Genomic DNA, 22,183 nt, shown 5'->3' with positions numbered 1-22,183 from the left:
GTTGAAGACCGACACCATGCACACCCAACCCACCGCACTCAGCGAAACACCGTCGACCGCTCCGCAGCCGCTCAAGGGCCTGCGCGTGGTGGAATTCACCCACATGGTCATGGGCCCCACCTGCGGCATGGTGCTGGCCGACATGGGCGCCGAGGTCATCAAGGTCGAACCCATCGACGGCGACCGCACGCGCCACCTGCTGGGCTCGGGTGCGGGCTTCTTCCCCATGTTCAACCGCAACAAGAAGAGCATCGCCATCAACCTGCACACGCCCGAGGGCGCCGAGGTGGCGCGCAAGCTTGCCGCCAGCGCCGACGTGGTGGCCGAGAACTTCAAGCCCGGCACCATGAAGAAATACGGGCTTGACTACGAAGCCCTGAGCCAGGTGAACCCGCGCTGTATTTACGTGAGCCACAAAGGGTTTTTGCCTGGCCCCTACGACCACCGCACCGCGCTCGACGAGGTGGTGCAGATGATGGGCGGCCTGGCCTACATGACCGGGCGCCCCGGCGACCCACTGCGCGCCGGCACCAGCGTGAACGACATCATGGGCGGCATGTTTGGCGCGATAGGGGCCTTGGGCGCGCTCATTCAGCGCGGCATCACCGGTAAGGGACAAGAAGTGCAGAGCGCGCTGTTCGAAAACAATGTGTTCCTTGTTGGCCAGCACATGCTGCAGTACGCCATCACCGGCCAGGCGGCGGCGCCCATGCCCGAGCGCATTTCGGCCTGGGCGGTGTACGACGTGTTCACCGTGAAAGACGGTGAGCAGATCTTTCTGGCGGCCGTGAGCGACGCGCAGTGGGTGACCTTCTGCGACGCGCTGGGGTTTGACGACCTCAAGGCCGACCCGCGCTACCCCGACAACAACGCCCGGGTGACACAACGCCCGCAGCTGCTGCCGGTGTTGCGTGAGCGGCTGGCGCACCGCAGCGCGGCCGACTTGGCGGCCCTGTTTGAACAAGTCGGCCTGCCGTTCGCCCCCATTCGCAGGCCCGAAGAGCTGTTTGACGACGAACACCTGCTGGCCACCGGCGGACTGGCCGACATCACCCTGCCCGACGGTGCACGCGCTGGCCAGACCGCCAAGACCACGCTGTTCCCTTTCACCATGGACGGCCAGCGCCTGGGCGTGCGCCTGCAGCCACCCACCAAAGGGCAGCACACGGCCGAGCTGTTGCAAGGCCTGGGCTATGCCCATGCCGAAATCGAGCGCCTGCGCGCCATCGCAGCCGTTTCATGACGACCATGACGCCAAAACCCCACATCCACATCAGCGAAGTCGGCCCGCGCGACGGGCTGCAGTCCGTCAAAGCCACCATGCCCACGGCAGACAAGTGCCGCTGGATCAGCGCACTCGCCGCCGCCGGGCTGCGCGAGATCGAGGTGGGCTCGTTTGTGCCTGCCCATGTGTTGCCGCAAATGGCCGACGTGGCCGAGGTGGTGCGCCACGCCCTCACCCTGCCGGGTCTGCGCGTGATGGCGCTGGTGCCCAACCGGCGTGGCGCCCAGGCCGCGCTGGCCTCAGGCGTGCACAAGCTCACCCTGCCGGTGTCGGCCAGCGAAGCGCATTCGCTCGCCAATGTGCGCAAAACGACCGAGCAGATGCTGGCCGAGCTGCGCGAGGTGATCGCGCTGCGCAACGAGGTGGCCCCCGGCGCGCCGGTGGAAGTGGGTCTGTCCACCGCCTTTGGCTGCACGCTGCAAGGCGCGGTGGCCGAAGACGATGTGATCCGCCTCGCCGTGGCCTGCGTGCAGGCGGGGGTGGACGAGGTGGGCTTGTCTGACACCACCGGCATGGCCAACCCCGCACAGGTGCGCCGCCTGTTCACCCGCCTGCGCGCGGAGCTGGGCGAGCGCGCCGGCGCGGCCCACATGCACAACACGCGTGGCCTGGGCCTGGCCAACTGCCTGGCCGCTTTTGACGTGGGCGTGCGCAGTTTTGACAGCTCGCTGGGCGGCCTGGGCGGTTGCCCCTACGCGCCCGGTGCCAGCGGCAATGTGGTCACCGAAGACCTGGTGTTCATGTTTGAAGCCATGGGCGTGAGCACCGGGCTCGACCTGCACACGCTCATGGCCGCGCGCGCGCCGCTCATGGCCGGCTTGCCCGGCGAGCCGGTGTACGGCATGACGCCCGAAGCCGGCTTGCCCAAAGGCTGGTGAAGCGAGACACCCCCTGCGCCGCTGCGCGGCTTCCCCCTCTCTGGCACGCCTGCGGCGCTTGGAGGAGGACGCACCCTGTGGCAGGGCAAAGCCCGTTCCACGGGTGCCCTGGCATTGGGCAAGCGCGCCGGGAACGCCATTTGGACGCGCAGCGCGCTGCCTTATTGCAACTGCTGCGGTTGTGAATATACGGCTTCGCGTGGTTGATTTGATACCCAAGCTGGGGTAATCTGCCCGCCATGGACAAGCTCAAACAGCTCGAAACCTTTGCTTCTGTGGCCACCCGCGGCAGCCTCACCGCCGCCGCCAAGGCCGAAGGCGTGGCCCCGGCCATCATTGGCCGCCGGCTCGACGCGCTCGAATCGCGCCTGGGCGTCAAGCTCATGGTGCGCACCACCCGGCGCATCACGCTCACGCACGAAGGCAGCGCGTTTCTGGAAGACTGCCAGCGCCTGCTGGCCGACCTGGCCAACGCCGAAGCCAGCGTGAGCGCGGGCGGCGTGAAAGCCAGCGGTCACCTGCGCCTTACCGCGCCGGCGGGTTTTGGCCGCCGCCATGTGGCACCGCTGGTGCCGCGCTTTCGCGAGCTGCACCCCGAGGTCACCATTTCGCTCAACCTGAGCGACCGCGTGGTGGACGTAGCCGGCGAAGCCTACGACTGCGCCGTGCGCGTGGGCGATCTGCCGGACTCGTCGCTGGTGAGTGTGCGCCTGGCCGACAACCGCCGCCTGTGCGTGGCCGCACCGCGCTATTTGCAGCACCACGGCCGGCCACACACCCCGTCCGATCTGGCCCGCTTTGACTGCCTCACCCTCAGCAGCGACGCGTCACAAACCCGAGGCTGGGCCTTTGCCATGCCGGCCGCTGAAGGTGGTGGCAGCGAGCTGGTGCACCTGCGTCCCGGTGGCCCGCTTGACTGCTCAGACGGCCAGGTGCTGCACGAGTGGTGTGTTGCCGGCTACGGCATTGCCTGGCGCAGCACCTGGGAGGTGGAGTCCGACATTGCCGCCGGCCGTCTGGTGACGGTGTTGGACGACTACGCCGCCCCACCCAACGGCATTTACGCCCTGTTCCCCCAGCGCAAACACCTGGCGCTGCGCGTGCGGCTGTGGATCGACTTTTTAAAGCACCACTACGGGCAGGCGGATTTTTGGGCGGGGGCCGCACGCTGAGCGCGTGCAAGGCAAAACATACCGACGGGCAATCCTGTAGGCGCCACCGATGTTTCGTACCGCGTTCATGCTTTCGCTGGTCTGGGTGCTCGCGTCCTGTGCCAGCGTGTCCCGATTTGAAAAAGGCACGCTGACCGCACACGGTGAGCGGCTGGGCGGGGCCACCGAGGTGCTGTATTACGCCATCGACATCCAGTTCGACCCAGCCGCTTTGGCCGAGCCCGAAATGGGTCAGGTGCGGGTGAAACTGGTGGCGGCTGCGCCTGCAATGCCTCTGGCGGGGTTGAGTCCCGCCACCGTGGCGGCGTATTTGCCCAAGTTTGTACCGCCGCCGCAATGGCCCGAGGCATGGAAGATGCGGGCACAAGCCGACGATGCCTATGAGGGTGGCGGTTTTTACATCCGGTTCGAAGGCGGTCGGCTCGCCTCGGTGGGCCTGTGCTCCCATTGTTCGGACGGACGTGCATCGCCGGTCGTGGGCACGCCGGACGGCCAGCGCACTTACGCTCTGCCGCTGACCCGTGTGCAGCTGGTGGATGTGTTTGGCGAACCTTCGCGCGAGCGAAAAGCCCAAGAGGTCAGGTACTGAGGCTTATGGGGATCTGTGTCGCAGGGTCCAGCCGCGCTGCGCGACCCGGCGCCGGTTCGCCTGCCCAGCGCCGCTGACGCCTTCGATCTCCGGGCGCCGAAGGCGGGCGGTAGCATCGACCCAACGGGTACGCGGCGGGACCGTACAACAAGGGGCCGCACCCATGCAAGGAGATACACATGACACAGATGACGGTTTTGAATGCGCCGACGCGGCGCAGACTGCTGTGGGCCGCGGTGGCCTCACTGGCCGGGCTGCAGGCGGGTTGTTCCCTGCCAAGCCGGCAGAGCGGCATTGGCCGTGCCCCCGACTCGCCCGCTTCGCGCGACTACCGCCGCGTGGTGGCCAGCCACCTGTATCGCCGCAACAGCGAACGTATTTACCAGGGCATGATGCCGCCCAACCTGTACGCCATCGGCGTGCTGCAGGTGGACATCAACCGCAGCGGGCAGGTGGTGCGCACCCACTGGCTGCGTGCGCCCAGCCATGCGCCCGAGGTGGTGGCCGAGATTGAGCGCATCGTGCGCCGGGCCGCTCCGTATCCCGCACCCCGTTCGACGGTTACCTACACCGACACCTGGCTGTGGGACCGGAGCGGCCGCTTTCAGCTGGACACCCTGACCGAAGGCCAGCTCTGAATCAACCGCGCTGGGCCACCCGGGTGGTGGCCTTTGCGCCTTTCGGCTCAGGGGGCTGCGCGATCAGGGTGGCGCCGGGCCAGGCCTTGTCGCGACAGAGTTCGCCCACCACCCGCACCACTTGTTGCGCCACGGCCTGTGCTGCCGCCGACAGGGGAATGTGCTCCGAGGCGCACAGGGCGAGCACCCGTTCCAGCGCGGGCGACACCACGGGCGTGGCTTGCAGCAGCCCGGCGTCTATGTCGGTCTTGAGCGGCATCAGCGGCAGCAGCGTCTGCCCCATGCCGGCCAGCAACGAGGTGCGCAGGATGCTGATGGAGCTGATGTCGGCAAACACCTGGGGCGGCGCCAGGCCAGCGCGCTGCGCCGCCGCTTCGATGAGGGGACGCACGCCGTGCGGGCTGGCCGGCAAGATCAGCGGTTGCGCCAGCGCCTGCCGGAGCGTCACGCTGGAGGTGCGGCGCGCGGTCTGTGCCGGTGGGCCGATCAGGTACATGCGCTCGCGCACCAGCGCCGTCCGGGCGAATTCCGACAGCGAGCCGTCGTCGAACAGCACGGCCAGGTGAATCTGCCCGGCGCGCAATTGCGTGGCTAGGGTGCCGGTGAGTTCTTCGGTCAGCTCCAGCTGGACCTTGGGCAGCGCCTGCCGCACGGAGCGCAGCAGTGGCAGGGCCAGCGCGTGAGAAGCGCTGTGCGGAATGCCAAACACCACCTTGCCGGTCGGCCCATCGGTGTTGCTGCGCGCGCTGAGTGCAGCGTCTTCAACCTGGCGCAGGATGGACACGGCATGCGGGTAAAAGCGCTGCCCGGCTTCGGTCAGCGCCACGCCCCGGCGAGAGCGGTGAAACAGGTCGGCGCCCAGTTCTTCTTCGAGCTGGGCCATTTGGTGGCTCAACGCAGACTGCGCCACATACACCCGGTCCGCAGCGCGGGAAAAGCTGCCGCTTTCGGCGATCGCCAGAAAGTACTTCAGTTGCCGCAATTCCATGGTGTGTCGGTCAGATGGGTGGCTGACATGGGTTGGTTCTTGTATCTGTTTTTCAGATGGATGGCCTTTTATTATGTATTGGACAGAATCCTTAACGAAGGCTCCAATACCTCCACCAACCCTGTCAACGATCGTTTGGGGCCACCCGCCCGAAATCCACCGCCCACCCGGCGACCGATCGCGTCAGGCGCACGTCTTACCCGAGGTGCCCGATGTTGGACCAGCCCACCGGCTGGATCGCCGCAGGCGTACAGTTCAACCCGTCGCGAGCGGACCGTAGAGTTCGCCTCGTCGCCAGGGCCGTTGCGAATGGGCCAGGCAGCGCTGCAGCGCTGTCCTGTTGAGCTCTGCCACCACCAAGGCCTCGTCCTGGGCGGCTTGGGCCAACGGGTGCCCATCAGGCCCCAGCACACAGCTCTGGCCGTTGTAGCGGGTGTGGCCTTCGGCACCACACGCATTGGCGTAAGCCAGGTACAGGCTGTTTTCCAGCGCACGGGCGGGCAGCAGCACGCGCTGCACATCGTCAAACGGCACCATGTTGGCCGTGGGCACCAGCACCGCGTCGGCCCCCTGCAGCGCCAGGCCGCGCACAGTTTCAGGAAATTCCACGTCGTAGCAGATCAGCAGGCCCAGCCGCCAGCCGTGCCATCCAAACACCTGTGACGCCGCGTCGCCCGCGCTGAACTGCGCGCGGTCCAAGTCGCCAAACAGGTGGGTCTTGCGGTAGTTCATCAGCCGCGTGCCGTCGGGGGCGATGGCCTGGGCCGCGTTGAAGGGTTTGCCGTGGGGGTTCTGTTCGGGGTAACCGTAGACGATGGCGATGCCGCAGCGCTGCGCGATCTGGGCCACGGCCTGTGCCAGCGGGCCATGCGCGGGCTCAGCCAGAGCGGCCACGCGCTCGGGCCCGATGGCGTAGCCGGTGAGCGCCATCTCTGGCGTGATGAGCAGGTGTGCGCCTTGCGCGCGGGCCGTGCTCGCGGCCCCGTCCAGTCGCTTCAGGGCTTCGGCTGGGGTGGGCGCAAAGCAGGTTTGCCACAGTGCGAGGGTGAGGGTGTCGGCGTTCATGGGCGGTGGCAGGTGCGTGTCGGTGGTTCCGTCAAAGGTACCCGCTTCAGTCCGGCAGCGCCACCGGGCCAATGGCCGCAAACAATTCACCCGGCCCCGGGTTGTCGGCAGCGCATCGCCCGCCGAGCTGGTGAACGATGCCCCACACGGCGTTGAGCGAAGTTTGTACCGCGCCTTCTACCCACGCAGGCGTGAACGACACGTCGTCACCGGCCAGGAAAATGCCGCGTTCGGCGGCGGGCAAACCGTCCTGCATGAAGTGGCCGTACATGCGCTGGTTGTAGCGGTAGTGGCCGGGCAGGGCGCCTTTGAAGGCGCCCAGAAAATACGGGTCGGCTTCCCACGAGATGGTGATCGGGTCGCCCACGATGTGGCTGGCAATGTCCACGTTTGGGTATATTTTTTTCAACGCGGCCAGCGCCAGCTGCACGCGCTTGTGCGGCGGGTGCGGCAGCATCTTCAGCGCGTCGCTCATCCAGGCGTAGCTCAGGCACATCACCGCAGGTTTGTCCGGCCCGTTGTCAAACAGGTAGGTGCCGCGCGTCAGCCGGTCGGTGAGCGTCATGCTCATCACCTCGCGCCCGGTGGCGGGGTCCAGGTCTTTCCAGAACGGGCGGTCCACCATCACAAAGGTTTTGCTCGACTGCATGTAGCGCGTGCGGTCCAGCGCCATCCACAGCTTCTGCGAAAACAGGCTTTCTTCCACCGCGATCTGCGTGGTCAGCAGCCAGCTCTGGCAGGTCACCAGCACCGCGGGGTAGGTGCGCACGGTGCCCCAGGTGTCGGTGACGGCGAGCTGCCCGCTGGGCGCGCGGGCAATGGCTGTTACGCCCGGGCGCGTGGCACCGCCGTGCAGGCTGGCCAGCGATGTGCCGGGTGGCCAGTGCGTGATCTGTGCCGGCGCGTGCGCCCACAGGCCCAGTGGCACCTGCTGCACGCCGCCTTCAATCAGGTGCTGGTCTTCGTCGCACCCGGTGAGCACCACGCGCAAGATCTCCAGCATGGTGTTGGGAAAGTCCGAGTCCCAGCCGCCGGTGCCAAAGCCCACCTGGCCAAACACCTCGCGGTGGCGAAACGAGAGTTTAGAGAACGCTTGGGACTGCGCAATGAAGTCGTAGAAGGTGCGGTCGTCCCACAGTGGCACCAGCCGGTCCCACAGGGCTTTGAGGCGCGGCACGTCGCGCTCCCGCAGCGCTTGCTGCAGGTCGCCAAAGCCCAGTTCGGCGAGTGCGGCGCTCCAGGCGTCGGCCACCTCGGCAAACAGCGGTGGCAGGTCGGCCAGCGATCGGGCGTAATGCGTCTGGCCTTCCAGGTCCACCACGGTGCTGCCTGCGGCGGGCGTGAGCGGGTTCGGAAAGGGCTGGGTGGCCAGGCCCAGCAGGTTCACGTAATGGAAAAACGCGGTGCTCGACGCCGGAAAGCGCATGCCGCCCAGCTCGGCCACCACGCCCTGGCCGCCTTCAAAGGGCTGCGAGCGCAGCCGCCCGCCCATGCGCGAAGCTTCGTACACCACTGGCTTCAGGCCCAGCTTCATCAGCTCGTAGGCCGCGACCAGCCCGGCTATGCCCGCGCCCACAATGGCCACTTCGGTGCCGTGCGCGCGGGCGGGCAGCGTGGCCAGGCCCTGTGGGTGTTTCAGCCAGTCGTCGAAAGCAAACGGGAAGTCCGGGCCGAAAACGGTGACCGGGGCCGTGGTGGGGCGGGAGGTGGTCATGGGCTTACACCAGCGACGACAGCAGCCAGGCGGCGGTGCCCCACATCATCAGGGCCACGGCGCCGTCCAGCACGCGCCAGATGTGCAGCGAATTGAGCCGGCGGCCGAGCCAGAAAGCGGCGCTGCCCAGCACCACAAACCACACCAGCGAGCCGGTGGCTGCACCCAGACCAAACGAGGTGCTGCCTTGCCCGTAGGCCAGCGACGCGGTGCCGATCAGCACGGCGGTGTCGAGCCAGGCGTGTGGGTTGAGCCAAGAAAACGCCAGCGCCGAAAGGATGGCCTGGCGCTGCGTCACCGGTGCGGCGGCCAGTTGGGGCTTGCCCTGGTCATCGTTCACCAGCGCCAGCGCTTGCGGTTTCAGAAAGCGCTGGAACGCCTGCCAGCCATACACCCCCAGAAACAACACACCCGCGCCAATGAGCGCGCCCAGGAGCTTGTCGCTGAGGCCGCCGAGCTGGGCCAGGCCCAGCACGCCCAGGCCAATCAGCACCACATCGGCCAGGGCGCACACCGCCACCGTGAGCCACAGGTGTTGGCGCTGCAGGCCCATGCGCAGCACATGCGCGTTTTGCGGGCCAATCGCCATGATCAGCGAGATGCTGAGCACCATGCCGGCGGTGAAGGTGGGGAAGGTCAGGACCATGGAAATCTCCGGGAGCGGGGCTGTTGTGGGGGTCGAATCGGGTTCGAATGACCGCCAGTGTGTGTCAAACAGACTTTTATTTAAATCAAGGTAAATTAAACTCTTATCACTCAATAAATTTTTAACAAAAAGATGCTGGACGCCCGCCAACTTGAAGCCCTGGCCGCCGTGGTGGAACACCGTGGCTTTGGCCCGGCCGCCCAGGCCCTGTCGCTCACGCTGGCGGCGGTGTCGCTGCGCATCAAGGCGCTGGAAGACGCCCTGGGCCAGCGCCTGCTGGTGCGCGGCAAGCAGGTGCGCGCCACCCCGGCCGGGCAGGCGCTGCTGGGCCATGTGAAACAGGTGCGCCTGATGGAAGCCGACTTGCTGAGCGGCCTGCAAGGGGCCGAGGCGCGTGGGGGCGTGCGCTGGCAGAGCCTGAGCGTGGCGATCAACGCCGACTCGGTGGCGAGCTGGTTTTTGCCCGGCGTGGCCCCGGTGTTGCAGCGCCACCGCTTGCTGCTTGAAATCTTGATCGACGACCAGGACCACACCCACGACGCGCTCAAAAGCGGCGACGTGATCGGCTGCGTGACCACCCTGGCTGAGCCCATGCGCGGCTGCGTGGCCGAGCCGCTGGGTGTGATGCGCTACCGCTGCGTGGCTGCGCCCGCCGTGGCCCAGCGCTGCCGCACGCCCGCCGGCGCGGTGTCGCCGCACAAGCTGCTGTCGCATCCGGCCATCATCTTCAACCGCAAAGACGCCCTGCAAGACGCGTTTCTGGCGCAGCACTTTGGTTTGCGCCAGCCCAACTACCCGCGCCACTTTGCCCCGGCGGTGGAGGCGTTTGAAACGGCCATTGAGCTGGGCCTGGGCTGGGGCATGGTGCCCGAACAGCATTTGGTCAGCCGCCCCGGTTTGCAAGAGGTGCTGCCCGGCGCCACGGTGGACGTGGCGCTGTACTGGCAGCACTGGGCCCGCGAGGCGCCGTCGGCCCAGCGGCTGACACAGGCGGTGAAGGCCGCCGCCGCCCAGCACCTGCGGGCCGTTTGAATGCTTTGCGGCCGGGGAGCGGCCGCGCCCTAAAATCGCCGCATGCTCAAGATCAAACAAGAACTGCTCACCGGCCTGGCCATTGAGTTGGAAAAACTGTCCCCCGGCGCTGGCGCACGTGCCGCGTTCGAGTCGCCCAAGGTGGCCGCCCACGGCGACTTTGCCTGCACCGCAGCCATGCAGCTGGCCAAACCGCTCAAGCTCAACCCGCGCCAGCTGGGTGAAACCCTGCGCGCGGCGCTGCTGGTGTTGCCCGCCTACGAGCGCTGGGTGGCCGACATCGACATCGCCGGGCCCGGTTTTCTGAACATCCGCCTCAAGCCCGAGGCCAAGCAGCAGATCGTGCACGAGGTGCTGCAAGCCGGCGACGCGTTTGGCGTGCAGCCGTCCAACGGCCAGCGGCTGATGGTGGAGTTCGTCTCGGCCAACCCCACCGGCCCGCTGCACGTGGGTCACGGCCGCCAGGCGGCGCTGGGCGACGCCATTTGCAGCCTGTTTGAAACCCAGGGCTGGAGTGTGCACCGCGAGTTCTATTACAACGACGCGGGTGTGCAGATTGGCACGCTCGCCAACAGCACGCAACTGCGCGCCAAAGGCTTCAAGCCCGGTGACGAGCAGTGGCCCGAAGCCGCCTACAACGGCGACTACATCCAGGACATTGCCAACGACTACCTGGCGAAAAAGACGGTGCATTCGGACGACCGCGCATTCACCGCCAGCGGCGACGTGGACGCGCTCGACGACATCCGCCTGTTTGCAGTGGCCTACCTGCGCCACGAGCAAGACCTGGACCTGCAGGCCTTTGCCGTCAAGTTCGACCACTACTACCTCGAATCCAGCCTCTACACCAGCGGCAAGGTGGACGCTGCCGTGCAAAAACTGCGCGAGGCCGGCAAGACCTACGAACAGGACGGCGCGCTCTGGCTCAAGTCCACCGACTACGGCGACGACAAAGACCGCGTCATGCGCAAGGGCGACGGCAGCTACACCTACTTTGTGCCCGATGTGGCCTACCACATCAGCAAGTGGGAGCGCGGCTTCACCAAGGTCATCAACATCCAGGGCACCGACCACCACGGCACCATCGCCCGCGTGCGCGCCGGTCTGCAGGCGGCCAATGTGGGCATTCCTCAGGGCTACCCCGACTACGTGCTGCACACCATGGTGCGTGTGGTGAAGGGCGGTGAAGAGGTGAAGATCAGCAAGCGCGCTGGCAGCTACGTGACGCTGCGCGACCTGATCGAATGGACCAGCAAAGACGCCGTGCGCTTCTTCCTGCTCAGCCGCAAGCCCGACACCGAATACACGTTTGACGTGGATCTGGCGGTGCAGAAAAACAACGACAACCCGGTGTATTACGTGCAGTACGCCCACGCGCGCATTTGTTCGGTGCTGTCGGCTTGGCAAGACAAAGGCGGCGGCGACCCCGCCACGCTCAACAGCGTGAACCTGGCCGCGCTGCAAAGCCCGGCCGCGCAAGCGCTCATGCTGCAGCTGGCCAAATACCCGGCCATGCTGGCGTCGGCCGCGCAAGACTTCGCGCCGCACGACGTCACGTTTTACTTGCGCGAGCTGGCCGCCTGCTACCACAGCTACTACGACGCCGAGCGCATTCTGGTGGACGACGAAGCGGTGAAGCAGGCCCGTCTGGCGCTGGTCAAAGCCACGGCACAGGTGTTGCACAATGGTCTGGCGGTGCTGGGCGTTAGCGCCCCGCAAAAAATGTGAGACTGGAATCCTTTATGAAACAACCTTCCCTTCGGGCTCGAAAACAGCTGGGCGGCACCCTTGTAGGCTTTGTCATTGGGCTGTTGGTGGGCTTGGGCGCTGCGCTGTCGGTGGCCATTTATGTGACCCGCGTGCCCGTGCCGTTTGTGGACCGTGGCGTGTCGCGCAAGCCCGCGCAAGACGTGGAAGAAGCCGAGCGCAACAAGGGCTGGAACCCGAACGCCGCCCTGGGTAGCAAAGACGCGCCCGCGCCACCACCGGTGCCCGCAGCGCTCGAAGCCGGCACCATCGTGGTACCCCCGGCCGACGGCCAGGCCTTGCCCGTGCCCAGTGCCGCCACGGCCAGCACACCCGCTACCGACACATCGGCCACGGCTACCAAGGCCGCACCCGCCCGCCCGGCCGACCCGCTGGGCGAATTGGTGCAGTCGCGACTGGGGCAGGCCACGCCCGCACCAACCGCTGCCGACGCACCGGCTGCCGATCCCTTTGTCTATTTCGTGCAAGCGGGTGCTTTTCGCACGCCTGAAGACGCCGAAACCCAGCGCGCCAAGCTGGCCATGCTCGGCATTGACGCCCAGGTCAGCGAGCGCGAGCAGTCGGGTCGCACCGTGTTTCGTGTGCGGGTGGGTCCGTTCAACCAGAAGAGCCTGGCCGACGTGACGCGCGAACAGCTTGAAGTCAGCGGCGTCGAAGCGGCGCTGGTGCGCGTCCAGCGCTGAAAGCTGCTGCGGGGCAGTGCGGGCGCGGGAACTTTTCCCCTGTCAGCCGCCCCCAAATGCCCCAACCAGGAGTTTGAATCCATGCAACGTCGCGAATTTTCCCGTTCCCTGCTGGCGGCTGGTGCCACCACCGCCTTGGGCGCCACGGCGGCCCTGACCCTCACCCCCGCGCACGCCCAGCCCGCCGGCCTGAAGGAAGGCGCCGACTTCGTGCGCCTGGGCCGTCCGGCCCCGGTCGACAGCCCGGTGGGCACGATCGAGGTGGTGGAGTTTTTTGCCTACTCGTGCATCCACTGCTACAACTTCGAGCCGCTGCTGGCCGACTGGATGAAGAAGCTGCCCGCCAAGGTGGTGGTGCGCCGCACGCCCGTGGCGTTCAACGAAGCTTTTGTGCCCATGCAGCGCCTGTATTACGCGCTGGAAGCCATGGGCCAGGTCGACGCACTGCACGAAAAGGTGTTCCGCGCTTTCCATGTGGACAAGCAGCGCCTGCAAGACCCGGCCGTCATCGCCGACTGGATGGGCAAGCAGGGCGTGGACATGAAGAAATTCAACGAACTGTTCGGCTCGTTCACCGTGGCCGGCAAAGCCAAAAAAGCCACCTTGTTGCAAGACGCCTATCAGGTCGAAGGCACGCCCTCGCTCGGCGTGGGTGGCCGTTACTACGTCACTGGCCAGGGTCCGCGCACCTTGGTGGTGGCCAACGCGCTGATCGCCGACCTGCGCAAAGCCTGACAGACCGAGCCCGCCTGCTGCCCACAAAGCCCGCTGCATGCGGGCTTTGTGCATTTTGGGTGTTCAGCGGGGTCTGGCCCCCGAAATCCGGGTTCACGCCGCTACAATGAATGCAAGTTTCGTGCCCTACATTGCCATGCCCACTTTCCACCTGTTTCGCCCCCTCCGCTCACTGGCCACTGCGCTGGTGATCGGCCTGCTGTGTGTGGGGGCTGCTCAGGCTGAGCGGGCTGACCGCAACAAACCCATGAATGCCGAGGCCGACGCCTTGCGCTACGACGACGCTCGCCAGACCAGTGTGTTCACCGGCAATGTGGTGATCACCAAGGGCACCATCGTCATCCGGGGTGCCCGTGTTGAAGTGCGACAAGACGCTCAAGGCAACCAGTTTGGTACCGTGACGGGCAGCCCCGCCTTCTTCCGCCAAAAGCGCGATGCGGGCGACGAGTTCATTGAGGGTGAAGCCCAGCGCATTGAGTACGACAGCCAAACCGAGACCGTGCGCTTCATAGGTAGTGCCGTGCTGCGGCGCTACAAGGGCACGCAAGTCAATGACGAAACCTCGGGCAGCCTGATCATCTACAACAGCAGCAACGACACGTTTGCGGTGGACGGTGGCGCTGCCAACCGCACCCCCGGCAACCCCACAGGCCGCGTGCGGGCCATGCTCACGCCCGTGCCCAAAGACGGTGCACCCGCTGCGCCTGCCGCCTCACCCGTGCCGCTGCGACCCAGCGGCCAGATAGGCGAGGGCCAGCGGTGACGGCGCCCGCCACGGCAGCGGCGGCCAGCACCGACACCCGGCCCAACACCAGCCGCCTGGAAGCGCGCGGGCTGAAAAAAGCCTATGGCAGCCGCCTGGTGGTCAAAGACGTGTCGCTCGCTATCGACAAAGGCGAAGTGGTGGGCTTGCTCGGCCCCAACGGCGCGGGAAAAACGACTTCGTTCTACATGATCGTGGGCCTGCTGCGTTCCGACGCGGGCCAGATTTTGCTGGATGGCCAGTCCATCGAGCGCCAACCTATTCACCGCCGCGCCCGCCTGGGTCTGGGCTACCTGCCGCAAGAAGCGTCCATTTTTCGCAAGCTCTCGGTGGCCGAGAACGTACGCGCCGTGCTGGAACTGCAGCTGGACGACGCCGGCAAGCCGCTCAAGCCCGCCGCGATTGAAGCGCGGCTGGATGCCCTGCTCAAAGACCTGCACGTGGACCACCTGCGCGATTCGCCCGCGCCCGCGCTCTCGGGCGGCGAGCGCCGCCGCGTCGAAATTGCCCGCGCCCTGGCCACCAACCCGCGCTTTATCTTGCTCGACGAGCCCTTTGCCGGCATTGACCCGATCGCCGTGATCGAGATCCAGCGCATCATCGGTTTTCTGAAATCGCGCGGCATCGGGGTGCTCATCACCGACCACAACGTGCGCGAAACGCTGGGCATTTGCGATCGCGCTTACATCATCAACGAAGGCCACGTGCTCACCAGCGGCACGCCCGCCGAGATCGTGGAAAACGCCGACGTGCGCCGGGTGTACCTCGGCGAGCACTTCAAGATGTGATGAAGATGGCATCTCCGTTTTTCTCTACACGCCGTTGGCGGCCCGCCAGTGGCACGGGCGCTCTGGCTGGCGGCAGCGTTGGGCTTGGTTGCGTGGCCCACACGGGTGCCCGTTCATGAAGCAAGGTCTCTCGCTCCGCGTCTCGCAGCATCTGGCCCTCACGCCGCAACTGCAGCAGTCCATCCGTTTGCTGCAGCTGTCCACGCTGGAAATGGCGCAGGAAGTCGAGCAAATGCTGGACGAAAACCCGTTTCTGGAGCGCACCGAAGAGATCGCCGACCGCGAAGCGTTTGGCCTGCAGCAGACCGACGCGCCGGTGAGTGCGGGAGAGCAGATCACCGACGCCATGCAGGCCGGGGCCGAGGTCGTGGCGTCCGAGACGCCATACGATGGCCCGGTGTCGGACCGTGTGTCCACCTCCGAAAGCACGGCCGACAGCGCACCCGGTGACGACCTGGAAGGCCGGCTGGACGGTGCCACCCCGGTGGAAGAAAGCTGGGAAGGCGACGGCACCGTGGAAATGGCGCCCGACGACAGCGAATGGGGCGGTGACGCCCCGCCGCGCAACAGCGGCTCGGGCGACGACGACGAAACCGCCACCGCCGCTGATCTGGCCCGCGTACCTGTCAGCCTGCAAAACCATTTGCACGACCAGGCGCGCTGCCTGCGCTTGAGCGATGAAGACCGCGCCGCGCTCTATTTCCTGATCGAGTCGCTCAACGACGACGGCTACCTGGAAGACACGCTGCTCGACCTGGCCACCGCCTGGCTCAGCCTGTCCAACCCCGGCGTGCTGATAGCCGACCCCGAAGCTGGGGAAGACCCGGAACAGCTGGAAGCGCGCGAGGCCCTGGAACAGCGCCTGAGCATGGCCTTGCATTTGCTGCAGCACATGGAGCCCGCTGGTGTGGGCGCGCGCGACCTGGGTGAATGCCTGCGCTTGCAGATCGAGGAAATGCGCAACAGCCCCGAGGCCCGCGCCGCCCTGGCCATTTGCAAGCAGCCGCTGGAGCTCATGGCCAAGCGCGACGTGAAGCGCCTGTGCAGCCTGTGCGGCATTGACGACGAAACCGCCCGCGCCGCGCTGGGCCTCATTGCGCGGCTGGAGCCCAAGCCCGGCCGCCGCTTTGTGGAAGTGGAGCGCAACGTGGTGGTGCCCGACGTGCTCGTGACCCGCGCCGGTCGGGGCTTCAAAGTGCAGCTCAACGCCGAGGTGATGCCGCGTCTGCGTGTGCACGACGTCTACGCCAACGCCATGCGTGGCAACCGCGGCGGGCGCGACGGCGGTGCCAGCGGCGAAGCCGGCCACGCCGCCATGCAGCAGCGCCTGCAAGAAGCGCGCTGGTTCATCAAAAACATCCAGCAGCGCTTTGACACCATCTTGCGTGTGTCCAGCGCCATCGTCGAGCGCCAGCGCAACTTCTTCATGCACGGCGAACTCGCCATGCGCCCGCTGGTGTTGCGCGAAATTGCCGACGAACTCGGCCTGCACGAATCCACCATCAGCCGCGTGACCACCGCCAAATACATGGCCACGCCGTTTGGCACCTACGAGCTCAAGTATTTCTTTGGCTCGTCGCTGGGCACCGAAACCGGCGGCAACGCGTCGAGCACCGCGGTGCGTGCGCTGCTCAAGCAGTTCATCGCGGCCGAAGAGCCCGCCAAACCGCTGTCTGACAACCAGCTCTCCGACCTGCTCAAAGAGCAGGGCATCGAATGCGCGCGGCGCACCGTGGCCAAGTACCGCGAAGCGCTGCGCATTGCGCCCGCCAACCTGCGCAAAAGTTTGTAACCCCCGCGCCGCTTCGCGTCACCCCCAAGGGGCTGCACCTACGGCCCGGCAAAGCCGGTTCCGTGGTGCATGCTGGTAGGGTTCAACGCACCGGACGCCCTGTAGCCATTGCCGAAGTAACCTGCCATGAACCAACTCAAACTCTTCCTCCCCTGCGCCGCTGGCGTGGAGGACTACCTGGCCGCCGAGGTGCAGCGCATCACCGGCGAGCCGCTGGCCTTCAAGGCGCGCGGTGGTGTGGGGGTGCAGGCCTCGTGGCGCGACGCCATGCGCCTGAACCTGCACAGCCGACTCTCTCAACGGGTATTGGTGCAGTTGTGGCACGGCGGCTACCGCAGCGAGCAAGACCTGTACAACGCCGCCAGCGAGATTGCCTGGGAAATCTGGTTCAGCCCGGCGCAGACCATCAAGGTCGAAATCACGGCGCAGCACAGCCCACTCACCTCGCTCAACTTCGCCGCGCTCAAGATCAAAGACGCCATTTGCGACCGCTTTCGCGCCAAGCGCGGTGAGCGCCCCAGCGTGGACACCACCTGGCCCGACGTGCGCATTTACGCCCACCTCACCACCGAGGAGCTCACGCTCTACATCGACACCTCGGGCGAGCCGCTGTTCAAGCGCGGCTGGCGCGAAGACAAAGGTGACGCCCCGCTGAAAGAAACCCTGGCCGCCGCCATGATCGCCGCCACCGGCTGGAACGGTGGCGAGGCCGAGTCGCTGGATGCCATCACCCCGCTGTACGACCCCTGTTGCGGCAGCGGCACCGTGGTCATTGAGGCTGCGCAAATCGCGCTCAACATCGCGCCGGGCTTGCTGCGCCGCTTTGCGTTCGAAAAGATGGTACCTTTCCAGCCCCACGTGTGGACCGCCATCCAGGACGAAGCTGAGCGCGACATCCGCCACTGGCCCGAGGGCCACCCGCCCATCGTGTTTGGCAGCGATGTGTCGTTTCGCATGGTCGACTTTGCCCAGCGCAACGCCGAGCGTGCGGGCGTGGCCCACGCCATGGAGCTGCGCGGCGGCGACGCGCTGCAGCGCCTGCCCCCCACCTCCAAGCCCGGCGTGATGCTGCTCAACCCGCCCTATGGCGAGCGCATTGCCGCGGCCGGTGTGGCCGGTGAAAGCTCGGAGCAGCGCGCCAGCGCCCGCGCCCAGCGCATGGAACCCCGCGCTCCGCGTACCTTTACGGTGGGCAAGGCCGCGCCACCCGCACCAGGCCTGGGCCGCGAGCGTGCGCAAATGGCCGACGGCGGCGACGGCAGCGAATTTTTTCAGCAGCTCGCCGCCCACTGGAAAACCCACTACGCCGGCTGGAGCGCCTGGCTGCTCACGCCCGACCTCAAGCTACCCGGCAAGATGCGCTTCAAGGAATCGCGCCGCGTGCCCATGTGGAACGGCCCCATCGAATGCCGGCTGTTCCGTTTTGACCTGACCGCGCGCCGCATCCAGCCGCAGCAAGACCCGACCGCTGCCCCCTGATGCCCGACCACACCGCCCCTTCGTTGCCTTTGGTGCCGCCCGCTTCCGGGCTGGCACGGCAGCCCGCGGGCGGCGCAGCGCTGGCTTGGGCGCCCGCGGTACCGTTTGTGCTCGACACCAACATTGCGTTGGACCTCTTCGTGTTTGCCGACCCCGCCACGGCACCGCTGCGTGCCGCCATTGACGGTGCCGCGCACGGTTGGTTGGCCACCCAAGCCATGCGCGAAGAACTGGCCCGCGTGCTGGCCTACCCGCAAATTGTGAAGCGCCTGGCGGCCCAGGCCTTGGCCGCCGGGGCCGTGCTGGAGGCCTTTGACCAGCGCGTTTGCGTCGTGCCCGCCGCCGCCAAGGCGGCCTACACCTGCAAAGACCCGGACGACCAGAAGTTCATCGACCTCGCTGTGGCCCACCGTGCCGCCCTGGTCAGCAAAGACGCCCATGTGCTGTCCATGACGAACCGGCTGGCTCGGCTGGGCGTGGTGGTCTGCCGCCAGTGGCTGCCGCCTGTGGCGGTGGCGGGCGCAGGCCCCGCGCCGTTGATCCCATTAATCCATGTTGCACCTGGCCCGGCCCACTGAACGCCCACGTGCAGTGCGGGCTGCGCTGCTGGGGCTGTGCCTGGGGCTGCTGGCCAGCGCGGCCCATGCGGTGCCGCAGTGCGAACTGGCTGGCGCGCCCGTGAACCCGGCCAACGGCTTCACCACCGCCGGCCAAAGCGGCCTTATGCGCTGCACCGATCTGGACGGCCCCGTGCGCCTGCGCGAACAAACCCTGCAAGACGGGCGCCTGATGGGGCCAGCGCGCTGGGTCTACCGCGACGGCTCGCGCAAAGAGCACAGCACCAACGCCCGTGGCAACCGCCATGGCCTGGCCCGCGCATGGGACGCCCAGGGCACGCTGCGCCGCGAAGAAAACCTGGACGACGGTGAGCCCGTGGGGCCGCAAAAAACCTACGCCGAATCCGGCCACCTACAGCGGCTCGACTACGTGGTTGACCGGCGCATCGCCGTTAGCCTCAGCACGCTGACCGACGGCACCTTGAGCGAACTGCGCTGCGCCCCGGTGTCGCTGCTGCCGCAAGACCAGGCCGTGTGCGGGCACCAGGGCCGCGCCAGCGCCGTCACGCTGCACCGTGCGCCGGGCCAGCCATCGGGCACCGTAAGCTACCTTGGCGGCGCGCTGCAGCGCCTCACCGTGTTGAACGCCCAAGGCGCGCTGGTGCGCAGCGAAGCGCTGCACCAGGAAGCCGGGCAACCGCTCCGGCGTGTCAAGCGCGTGTACTACCCCTCGGGCCAGATGCGGTCTGAAACCGACCTGCTGGAGCGAGAGCCTGGCGCAGCGCCTGCGGGGCGCGAAGGCGTGGGCCGCGAGTGGGCCGAGAGCGGCCAGCTCACCCAGGAAATCCGCTGGGCGCTGGGCCTTGAGCGCAACATTCAGCAGTGGTACCTGAATGGTCAGCACAAGCTGCAGCAAAACATCGCCCGTGAAGGCCGCGTTGAACTGCGCACCACCGAAAGCTTTTGGGACAACGGCAAGCCATCGGCCATGAACGTGGAGCGCAACGGCCGCCTGTGGGGCTGGCAACGCTATTTCAACGAGGCCGGCCTGCTGCTGCGCGAAGACGAACACGGCGAGCGCGGCGTGTTGCTGCGCCGCAAGCATTTCAACGCGCAAGGCGCGCTGGAGCGCGAAGAGCGGTTTCTGGAAGACGGCTCACGCATCTGATGCCACCCGCTAGTACGCCCATCACACCTTTATCTGATTCCTTTCGCCGCAAGGCTTTGAAACTTTCCCAACCCCATGAAAACCGTCATCAGAGCCTTCTTCAGAACCGTGCGCACCGTACTGGGCCCGTTCATGCTGCTCAAAGAGCGCCTCACCCAGCCCAGCGGCGTGGTGCGCGAGCCGTCGGCGCAAACCACCGTCAACCTGCAGTGCAAAAACCTGGTGTTGTATCAGTTCAACACCTGCCCGTTTTGCATCAAGGTGCGCCAAGAAATGCGGCGCCTTTCGCTGCCCATTGAAAAGCGCGACGCCCAGCACAACGCCGCATACCGCGCCGAGCTGCTGCAGGGCAGTGGCGCCACCAAAGTGCCGTGCCTGAAGATCACCGACGCCACTGGCCAGAGCCAGTGGCTCACCGATTCGGCCGCGATCGTGGCCTACCTGCGTGGGCGTTTCGCCAAGGTCTGAGGCCTTTGCGCTTGGGCGGTCGCCGGCAAGATCGCTCAGTCGGCCAGCAAACGGGCGCTCACCTCGGCCGCATCCAGCCGCTCAAACACCGCGTTGTGCCGGTGCGTCAGCGGTCCACCGCCCGGCTCCAGCTCGCCCGAAGCGGTGAGGCCCACCGCCTTGAACTTCCACACCGCGCCAATGCGCTTGAGATTGCCCACGGGCTGACCTAGCGCGTCAAACACGGCGCATACCGTGTCGTTCAAGGGGCGCAATGACAAACCCGGCGGGCGCTGGAGCGGTGTCACGGTGTGGAGCCTGGTGGTTGTGCGGCGGTTGCTGTGCGTTCAACCCAGCGCAAAGTGGGTCGCCTTGGCCTGCGCCCAGTAGGTGGTGAACACCGGGTGTTGTCCTTGCAAGTCGCCCAAGAGGGCTCCGGGCAGGGTCGAAGGCAGCAGATTGGCCAGCAGGCGTACGTCGTTTTCATTCACGCGGCGCACAATGTGGTGGGCGGTGATTTCGCTGGGGTGCTGCAGGCCGGCGGCTTGCACCAGTTCTTGCAGGGCGTGCAGGGTTTGCTGGTGAAAGTTGAACACGCGCACGGCTTTGTCGGGCACCACCAGGGCTTGCTGGCGCACGGGGTCTTGGGTGGTGACGCCGGTGGGGCACTGGCCGGTGTGGCAGGCCTGGGCCTGGATGCAGCCGAGCGCAAACATGAAGCCGCGTGCGCTGTTGCACCAGTCGGCGCCGGTAGCCATGGCTCGGGCGATGTCAAAGGCGCTGACGATCTTGCCCGACGCGCCCACTTTGATGCGGTCGCGCAGGTTCACGCCCACCAGGGTGTTGTGCACCAGGCGCAGGCCTTCTTGCAGCGGGGCGCCCACGTGGTCGGTGAATTCCAGCGGGGCAGCGCCGGTGCCGCCTTCGGCGCCGTCCACCACGATGAAGTCGGGCGTGATGCCGGTTTCCAGCATGGCTTTGACGATGGCGAACCATTCCCAGGGGTGGCCAATGCAGAGCTTGAAGCCGGTTGGTTTGCCGCCCGACAGCTCGCGCAGCCGGGCCATGAAGTGCAGCAGCTCCAGCGGCGTGGCAAACGCGCTGTGGGCGGCGGGGCTCACGCAGTCTTGCCCCACTGGCACGCCCCGGGCTGCAGCAATTTCGGGCGTGACCTTGGGGCCGGGCAGCACGCCGCCGTGGCCGGGTTTGGCGCCCTGGCTGAGCTTGAGCTCGATCATCTTGACCTGGGCGTCGAGCGCGTTGGCCTTGAATTTGTCTTCGTTGAAGTGGCCAGCGTCGTCGCGGCAACCAAAGTAGCCCGAGCCGATTTCCCAGATCAGGTCGCCACCGTTGAGCCGGTGCCAGGCCGATATGGATCCCTCGCCGGTGTCGTGCGCGAAGCGGCCGCGCTGCGCCCCGGCGTTGAGCGCCTGCACGGCGTTGGCCGACAGGGCGCCGAAGCTCATGGCCGAGATGTTGAACACGCTGGCATCAAAGGGTTGGGTGCAGTGCGGCCCGCCAATGGTGAGGCGGAAGTCGTGCGAGGCAACTTGGCTGGGGGCGAGCGAGTGGTTGAGCCATTCGTGGCCTACGGCTTTCACGTCGCGCTGGGTGCCAAAGGGGCGCTTGTCGGTTTCGCCCTTGGCGCGCGCATAGGCCAGGCTGCGCTGGCTGCGTGAAAACGGCGTGGCTTCGTTGTCGCTTTCCAGAAAATACTGGCGAATTTCAGGCCGTATTTTTTCCAGCATGAAGCGGAAATGCCCGATGACCGGGTAGTTGCGCAGCAAAGAGCTTTTGGTTTGGCGCAGGTCTCGCCAGCCCAGCACCGAAAGCCCACCAAACACCAGCAGCGACAGCAAGCCCACCCCAAACCCCACCAGCGTGAACAGGCTCAGCAGCGCCGCCAGCACGCACAAGGCAAGGGCCGTGTAGCGCACGGGGTAGAGGGTGTTGAGTCGGTCGAGCATGGTGTCTTTCAGGTGGGCAGCAAGGCTACA

The 22,183-nt window shown here is 66.6% G+C and carries 22 protein-coding genes; 16 read left to right on the top strand and 6 right to left on the bottom strand.

The window, feature by feature from the left end; genetic code table 11:
• The first annotated feature begins 16 nt into the window (after positions 1 to 16).
• The 5 genes from ACTG4K_RS13925 (at position 17) to ACTG4K_RS13905 (ending at position 4,562) form a co-directional block, all read left to right on the top strand.
• Complete coding sequence (locus ACTG4K_RS13925) at positions 17 to 1,243, top strand: CaiB/BaiF CoA transferase family protein (protein ID WP_439114808.1); 1,227 nt, start codon at positions 17 to 19, stop codon at positions 1,241 to 1,243.
• 5 nt (positions 1,244 to 1,248) lie between these two features.
• Complete coding sequence (locus tag ACTG4K_RS13920) at positions 1,249 to 2,163, top strand: hydroxymethylglutaryl-CoA lyase (RefSeq protein ID WP_439114807.1); 915 nt, start codon at positions 1,249 to 1,251, stop codon at positions 2,161 to 2,163.
• A 239-nt stretch (positions 2,164 to 2,402) separates the two neighbouring features.
• Positions 2,403 to 3,335, top strand: a complete 933-nt coding sequence (locus ACTG4K_RS13915; RefSeq protein WP_439114806.1) for a LysR family transcriptional regulator — start codon at positions 2,403 to 2,405, stop codon at positions 3,333 to 3,335.
• A gap of 49 nt (positions 3,336 to 3,384) precedes the next feature.
• Positions 3,385 to 3,924 (top strand): hypothetical protein, encoded by a 540-nt coding sequence (locus tag ACTG4K_RS13910; RefSeq protein WP_439114805.1) that lies wholly within the window; start codon positions 3,385 to 3,387, stop codon positions 3,922 to 3,924.
• A 179-nt stretch (positions 3,925 to 4,103) separates the two neighbouring features.
• Complete coding sequence (locus ACTG4K_RS13905; protein WP_439114804.1) at positions 4,104 to 4,562, top strand: hypothetical protein; 459 nt, start codon at positions 4,104 to 4,106, stop codon at positions 4,560 to 4,562.
• A 1-nt stretch (position 4,563) separates the two neighbouring features.
• Here the strand turns inward: ACTG4K_RS13905 and ACTG4K_RS13900 are convergent, their stop codons facing one another.
• The 4 genes from ACTG4K_RS13900 to ACTG4K_RS13885 all read right to left on the bottom strand — a co-directional run bounded on the left by ACTG4K_RS13900 (position 4,564) and on the right by ACTG4K_RS13885 (position 8,975).
• The gene (locus ACTG4K_RS13900) at positions 4,564 to 5,550 is read right to left on the bottom strand and encodes a LysR family transcriptional regulator (RefSeq protein WP_439114803.1); all 987 of its coding nucleotides are present in this window, start codon (positions 5,548 to 5,550) and stop codon (positions 4,564 to 4,566) included.
• Positions 5,551 to 5,805: 255 nt separating this feature from the next.
• A complete protein-coding gene (locus ACTG4K_RS13895) occupies positions 5,806 to 6,615 on the bottom strand; it encodes a carbon-nitrogen hydrolase family protein (protein WP_439114802.1) in 810 nt (269 codons plus the stop codon).
• A 46-nt stretch (positions 6,616 to 6,661) separates the two neighbouring features.
• Complete coding sequence (locus ACTG4K_RS13890) at positions 6,662 to 8,329, bottom strand: flavin monoamine oxidase family protein (RefSeq protein ID WP_439114801.1); 1,668 nt, start codon at positions 8,327 to 8,329, stop codon at positions 6,662 to 6,664.
• Between the two features lie 4 nt (positions 8,330 to 8,333).
• Positions 8,334 to 8,975, bottom strand: coding sequence for a LysE/ArgO family amino acid transporter (locus ACTG4K_RS13885; RefSeq protein ID WP_439114800.1), 642 nt, complete (start codon positions 8,973 to 8,975; stop codon positions 8,334 to 8,336).
• 132 nt (positions 8,976 to 9,107) lie between these two features.
• On the opposite strand from ACTG4K_RS13885, the gene ACTG4K_RS13880 reads away from it, so the two are divergent.
• From ACTG4K_RS13880 to ACTG4K_RS13830, 11 genes are all read left to right on the top strand, one after another.
• Positions 9,108 to 10,007, top strand: a complete 900-nt coding sequence (locus tag ACTG4K_RS13880; protein ID WP_439114799.1) for an HTH-type transcriptional regulator ArgP — start codon at positions 9,108 to 9,110, stop codon at positions 10,005 to 10,007.
• Positions 10,008 to 10,049: 42 nt separating this feature from the next.
• The gene (gene argS, locus ACTG4K_RS13875) at positions 10,050 to 11,735 is read left to right on the top strand and encodes an arginine--tRNA ligase (protein ID WP_439114798.1); all 1,686 of its coding nucleotides are present in this window, start codon (positions 10,050 to 10,052) and stop codon (positions 11,733 to 11,735) included.
• A gap of 14 nt (positions 11,736 to 11,749) precedes the next feature.
• Positions 11,750 to 12,457, top strand: a complete 708-nt coding sequence (locus tag ACTG4K_RS13870; protein WP_439114797.1) for an SPOR domain-containing protein — start codon at positions 11,750 to 11,752, stop codon at positions 12,455 to 12,457.
• A gap of 81 nt (positions 12,458 to 12,538) precedes the next feature.
• A complete protein-coding gene (locus ACTG4K_RS13865; RefSeq protein ID WP_439114796.1) occupies positions 12,539 to 13,192 on the top strand; it encodes a thiol:disulfide interchange protein DsbA/DsbL in 654 nt (217 codons plus the stop codon).
• A gap of 136 nt (positions 13,193 to 13,328) precedes the next feature.
• Positions 13,329 to 13,955 (top strand): lipopolysaccharide transport periplasmic protein LptA, encoded by a 627-nt coding sequence (lptA, locus tag ACTG4K_RS13860; RefSeq protein ID WP_439114795.1) that lies wholly within the window; start codon positions 13,329 to 13,331, stop codon positions 13,953 to 13,955.
• Positions 13,952 to 14,743 carry an LPS export ABC transporter ATP-binding protein gene (gene lptB / locus ACTG4K_RS13855; RefSeq protein WP_439114794.1) on the top strand — a complete coding sequence of 264 codons (792 nt, stop codon included), beginning with the start codon at positions 13,952 to 13,954 and terminating at the stop codon, positions 14,741 to 14,743. The genes lptA and lptB overlap by 4 nt, the downstream gene beginning before the upstream one ends.
• Positions 14,744 to 14,858: 115 nt before the next feature.
• Positions 14,859 to 16,535, top strand: a complete 1,677-nt coding sequence (rpoN, locus tag ACTG4K_RS13850; protein WP_439114793.1) for an RNA polymerase factor sigma-54 — start codon at positions 14,859 to 14,861, stop codon at positions 16,533 to 16,535.
• A 126-nt stretch (positions 16,536 to 16,661) separates the two neighbouring features.
• Positions 16,662 to 18,014 (top strand): THUMP domain-containing class I SAM-dependent RNA methyltransferase, encoded by a 1,353-nt coding sequence (locus ACTG4K_RS13845; protein ID WP_439114792.1) that lies wholly within the window; start codon positions 16,662 to 16,664, stop codon positions 18,012 to 18,014.
• On the top strand, positions 18,014 to 18,592 hold the full coding sequence (locus ACTG4K_RS13840; RefSeq protein WP_439114791.1) for a putative toxin-antitoxin system toxin component, PIN family: 579 nt from the start codon (positions 18,014 to 18,016) through the stop codon (positions 18,590 to 18,592). Before ACTG4K_RS13845 ends, ACTG4K_RS13840 begins: the two co-directional genes overlap by 1 nt.
• On the top strand, positions 18,567 to 19,739 hold the full coding sequence (locus ACTG4K_RS13835) for a toxin-antitoxin system YwqK family antitoxin (protein ID WP_439114790.1): 1,173 nt from the start codon (positions 18,567 to 18,569) through the stop codon (positions 19,737 to 19,739). Before ACTG4K_RS13840 ends, ACTG4K_RS13835 begins: the two co-directional genes overlap by 26 nt.
• 75 nt (positions 19,740 to 19,814) lie before the next feature.
• Positions 19,815 to 20,207: a glutaredoxin family protein gene (locus ACTG4K_RS13830; protein WP_439114789.1), complete on the top strand. Its 393-nt coding sequence runs from the start codon at positions 19,815 to 19,817 to the stop codon at positions 20,205 to 20,207.
• A 35-nt stretch (positions 20,208 to 20,242) separates the two neighbouring features.
• Here the strand turns inward: ACTG4K_RS13830 and ACTG4K_RS13825 are convergent, their stop codons facing one another.
• Both ACTG4K_RS13825 and ACTG4K_RS13820 read right to left on the bottom strand, forming a co-directional pair.
• Positions 20,243 to 20,494, bottom strand: a complete 252-nt coding sequence (locus ACTG4K_RS13825) for a hypothetical protein (protein WP_439114788.1) — start codon at positions 20,492 to 20,494, stop codon at positions 20,243 to 20,245.
• A gap of 39 nt (positions 20,495 to 20,533) precedes the next feature.
• Positions 20,534 to 22,153 carry an FMN-binding glutamate synthase family protein gene (locus tag ACTG4K_RS13820; protein WP_439114787.1) on the bottom strand — a complete coding sequence of 540 codons (1,620 nt, stop codon included), beginning with the start codon at positions 22,151 to 22,153 and terminating at the stop codon, positions 20,534 to 20,536.
• Between the last annotated feature and the right edge of the window lie 30 nt (positions 22,154 to 22,183).

The sequence above is a fragment of the Hydrogenophaga sp. genome (assembly GCF_965657535.1).
GTDB lineage: Bacteria > Pseudomonadota > Gammaproteobacteria > Burkholderiales > Burkholderiaceae_C > Hydrogenophaga.
Note: the sequence above shows the minus strand (reverse complement) of the source record. Positions and strands in the feature narration are given on the sequence as shown.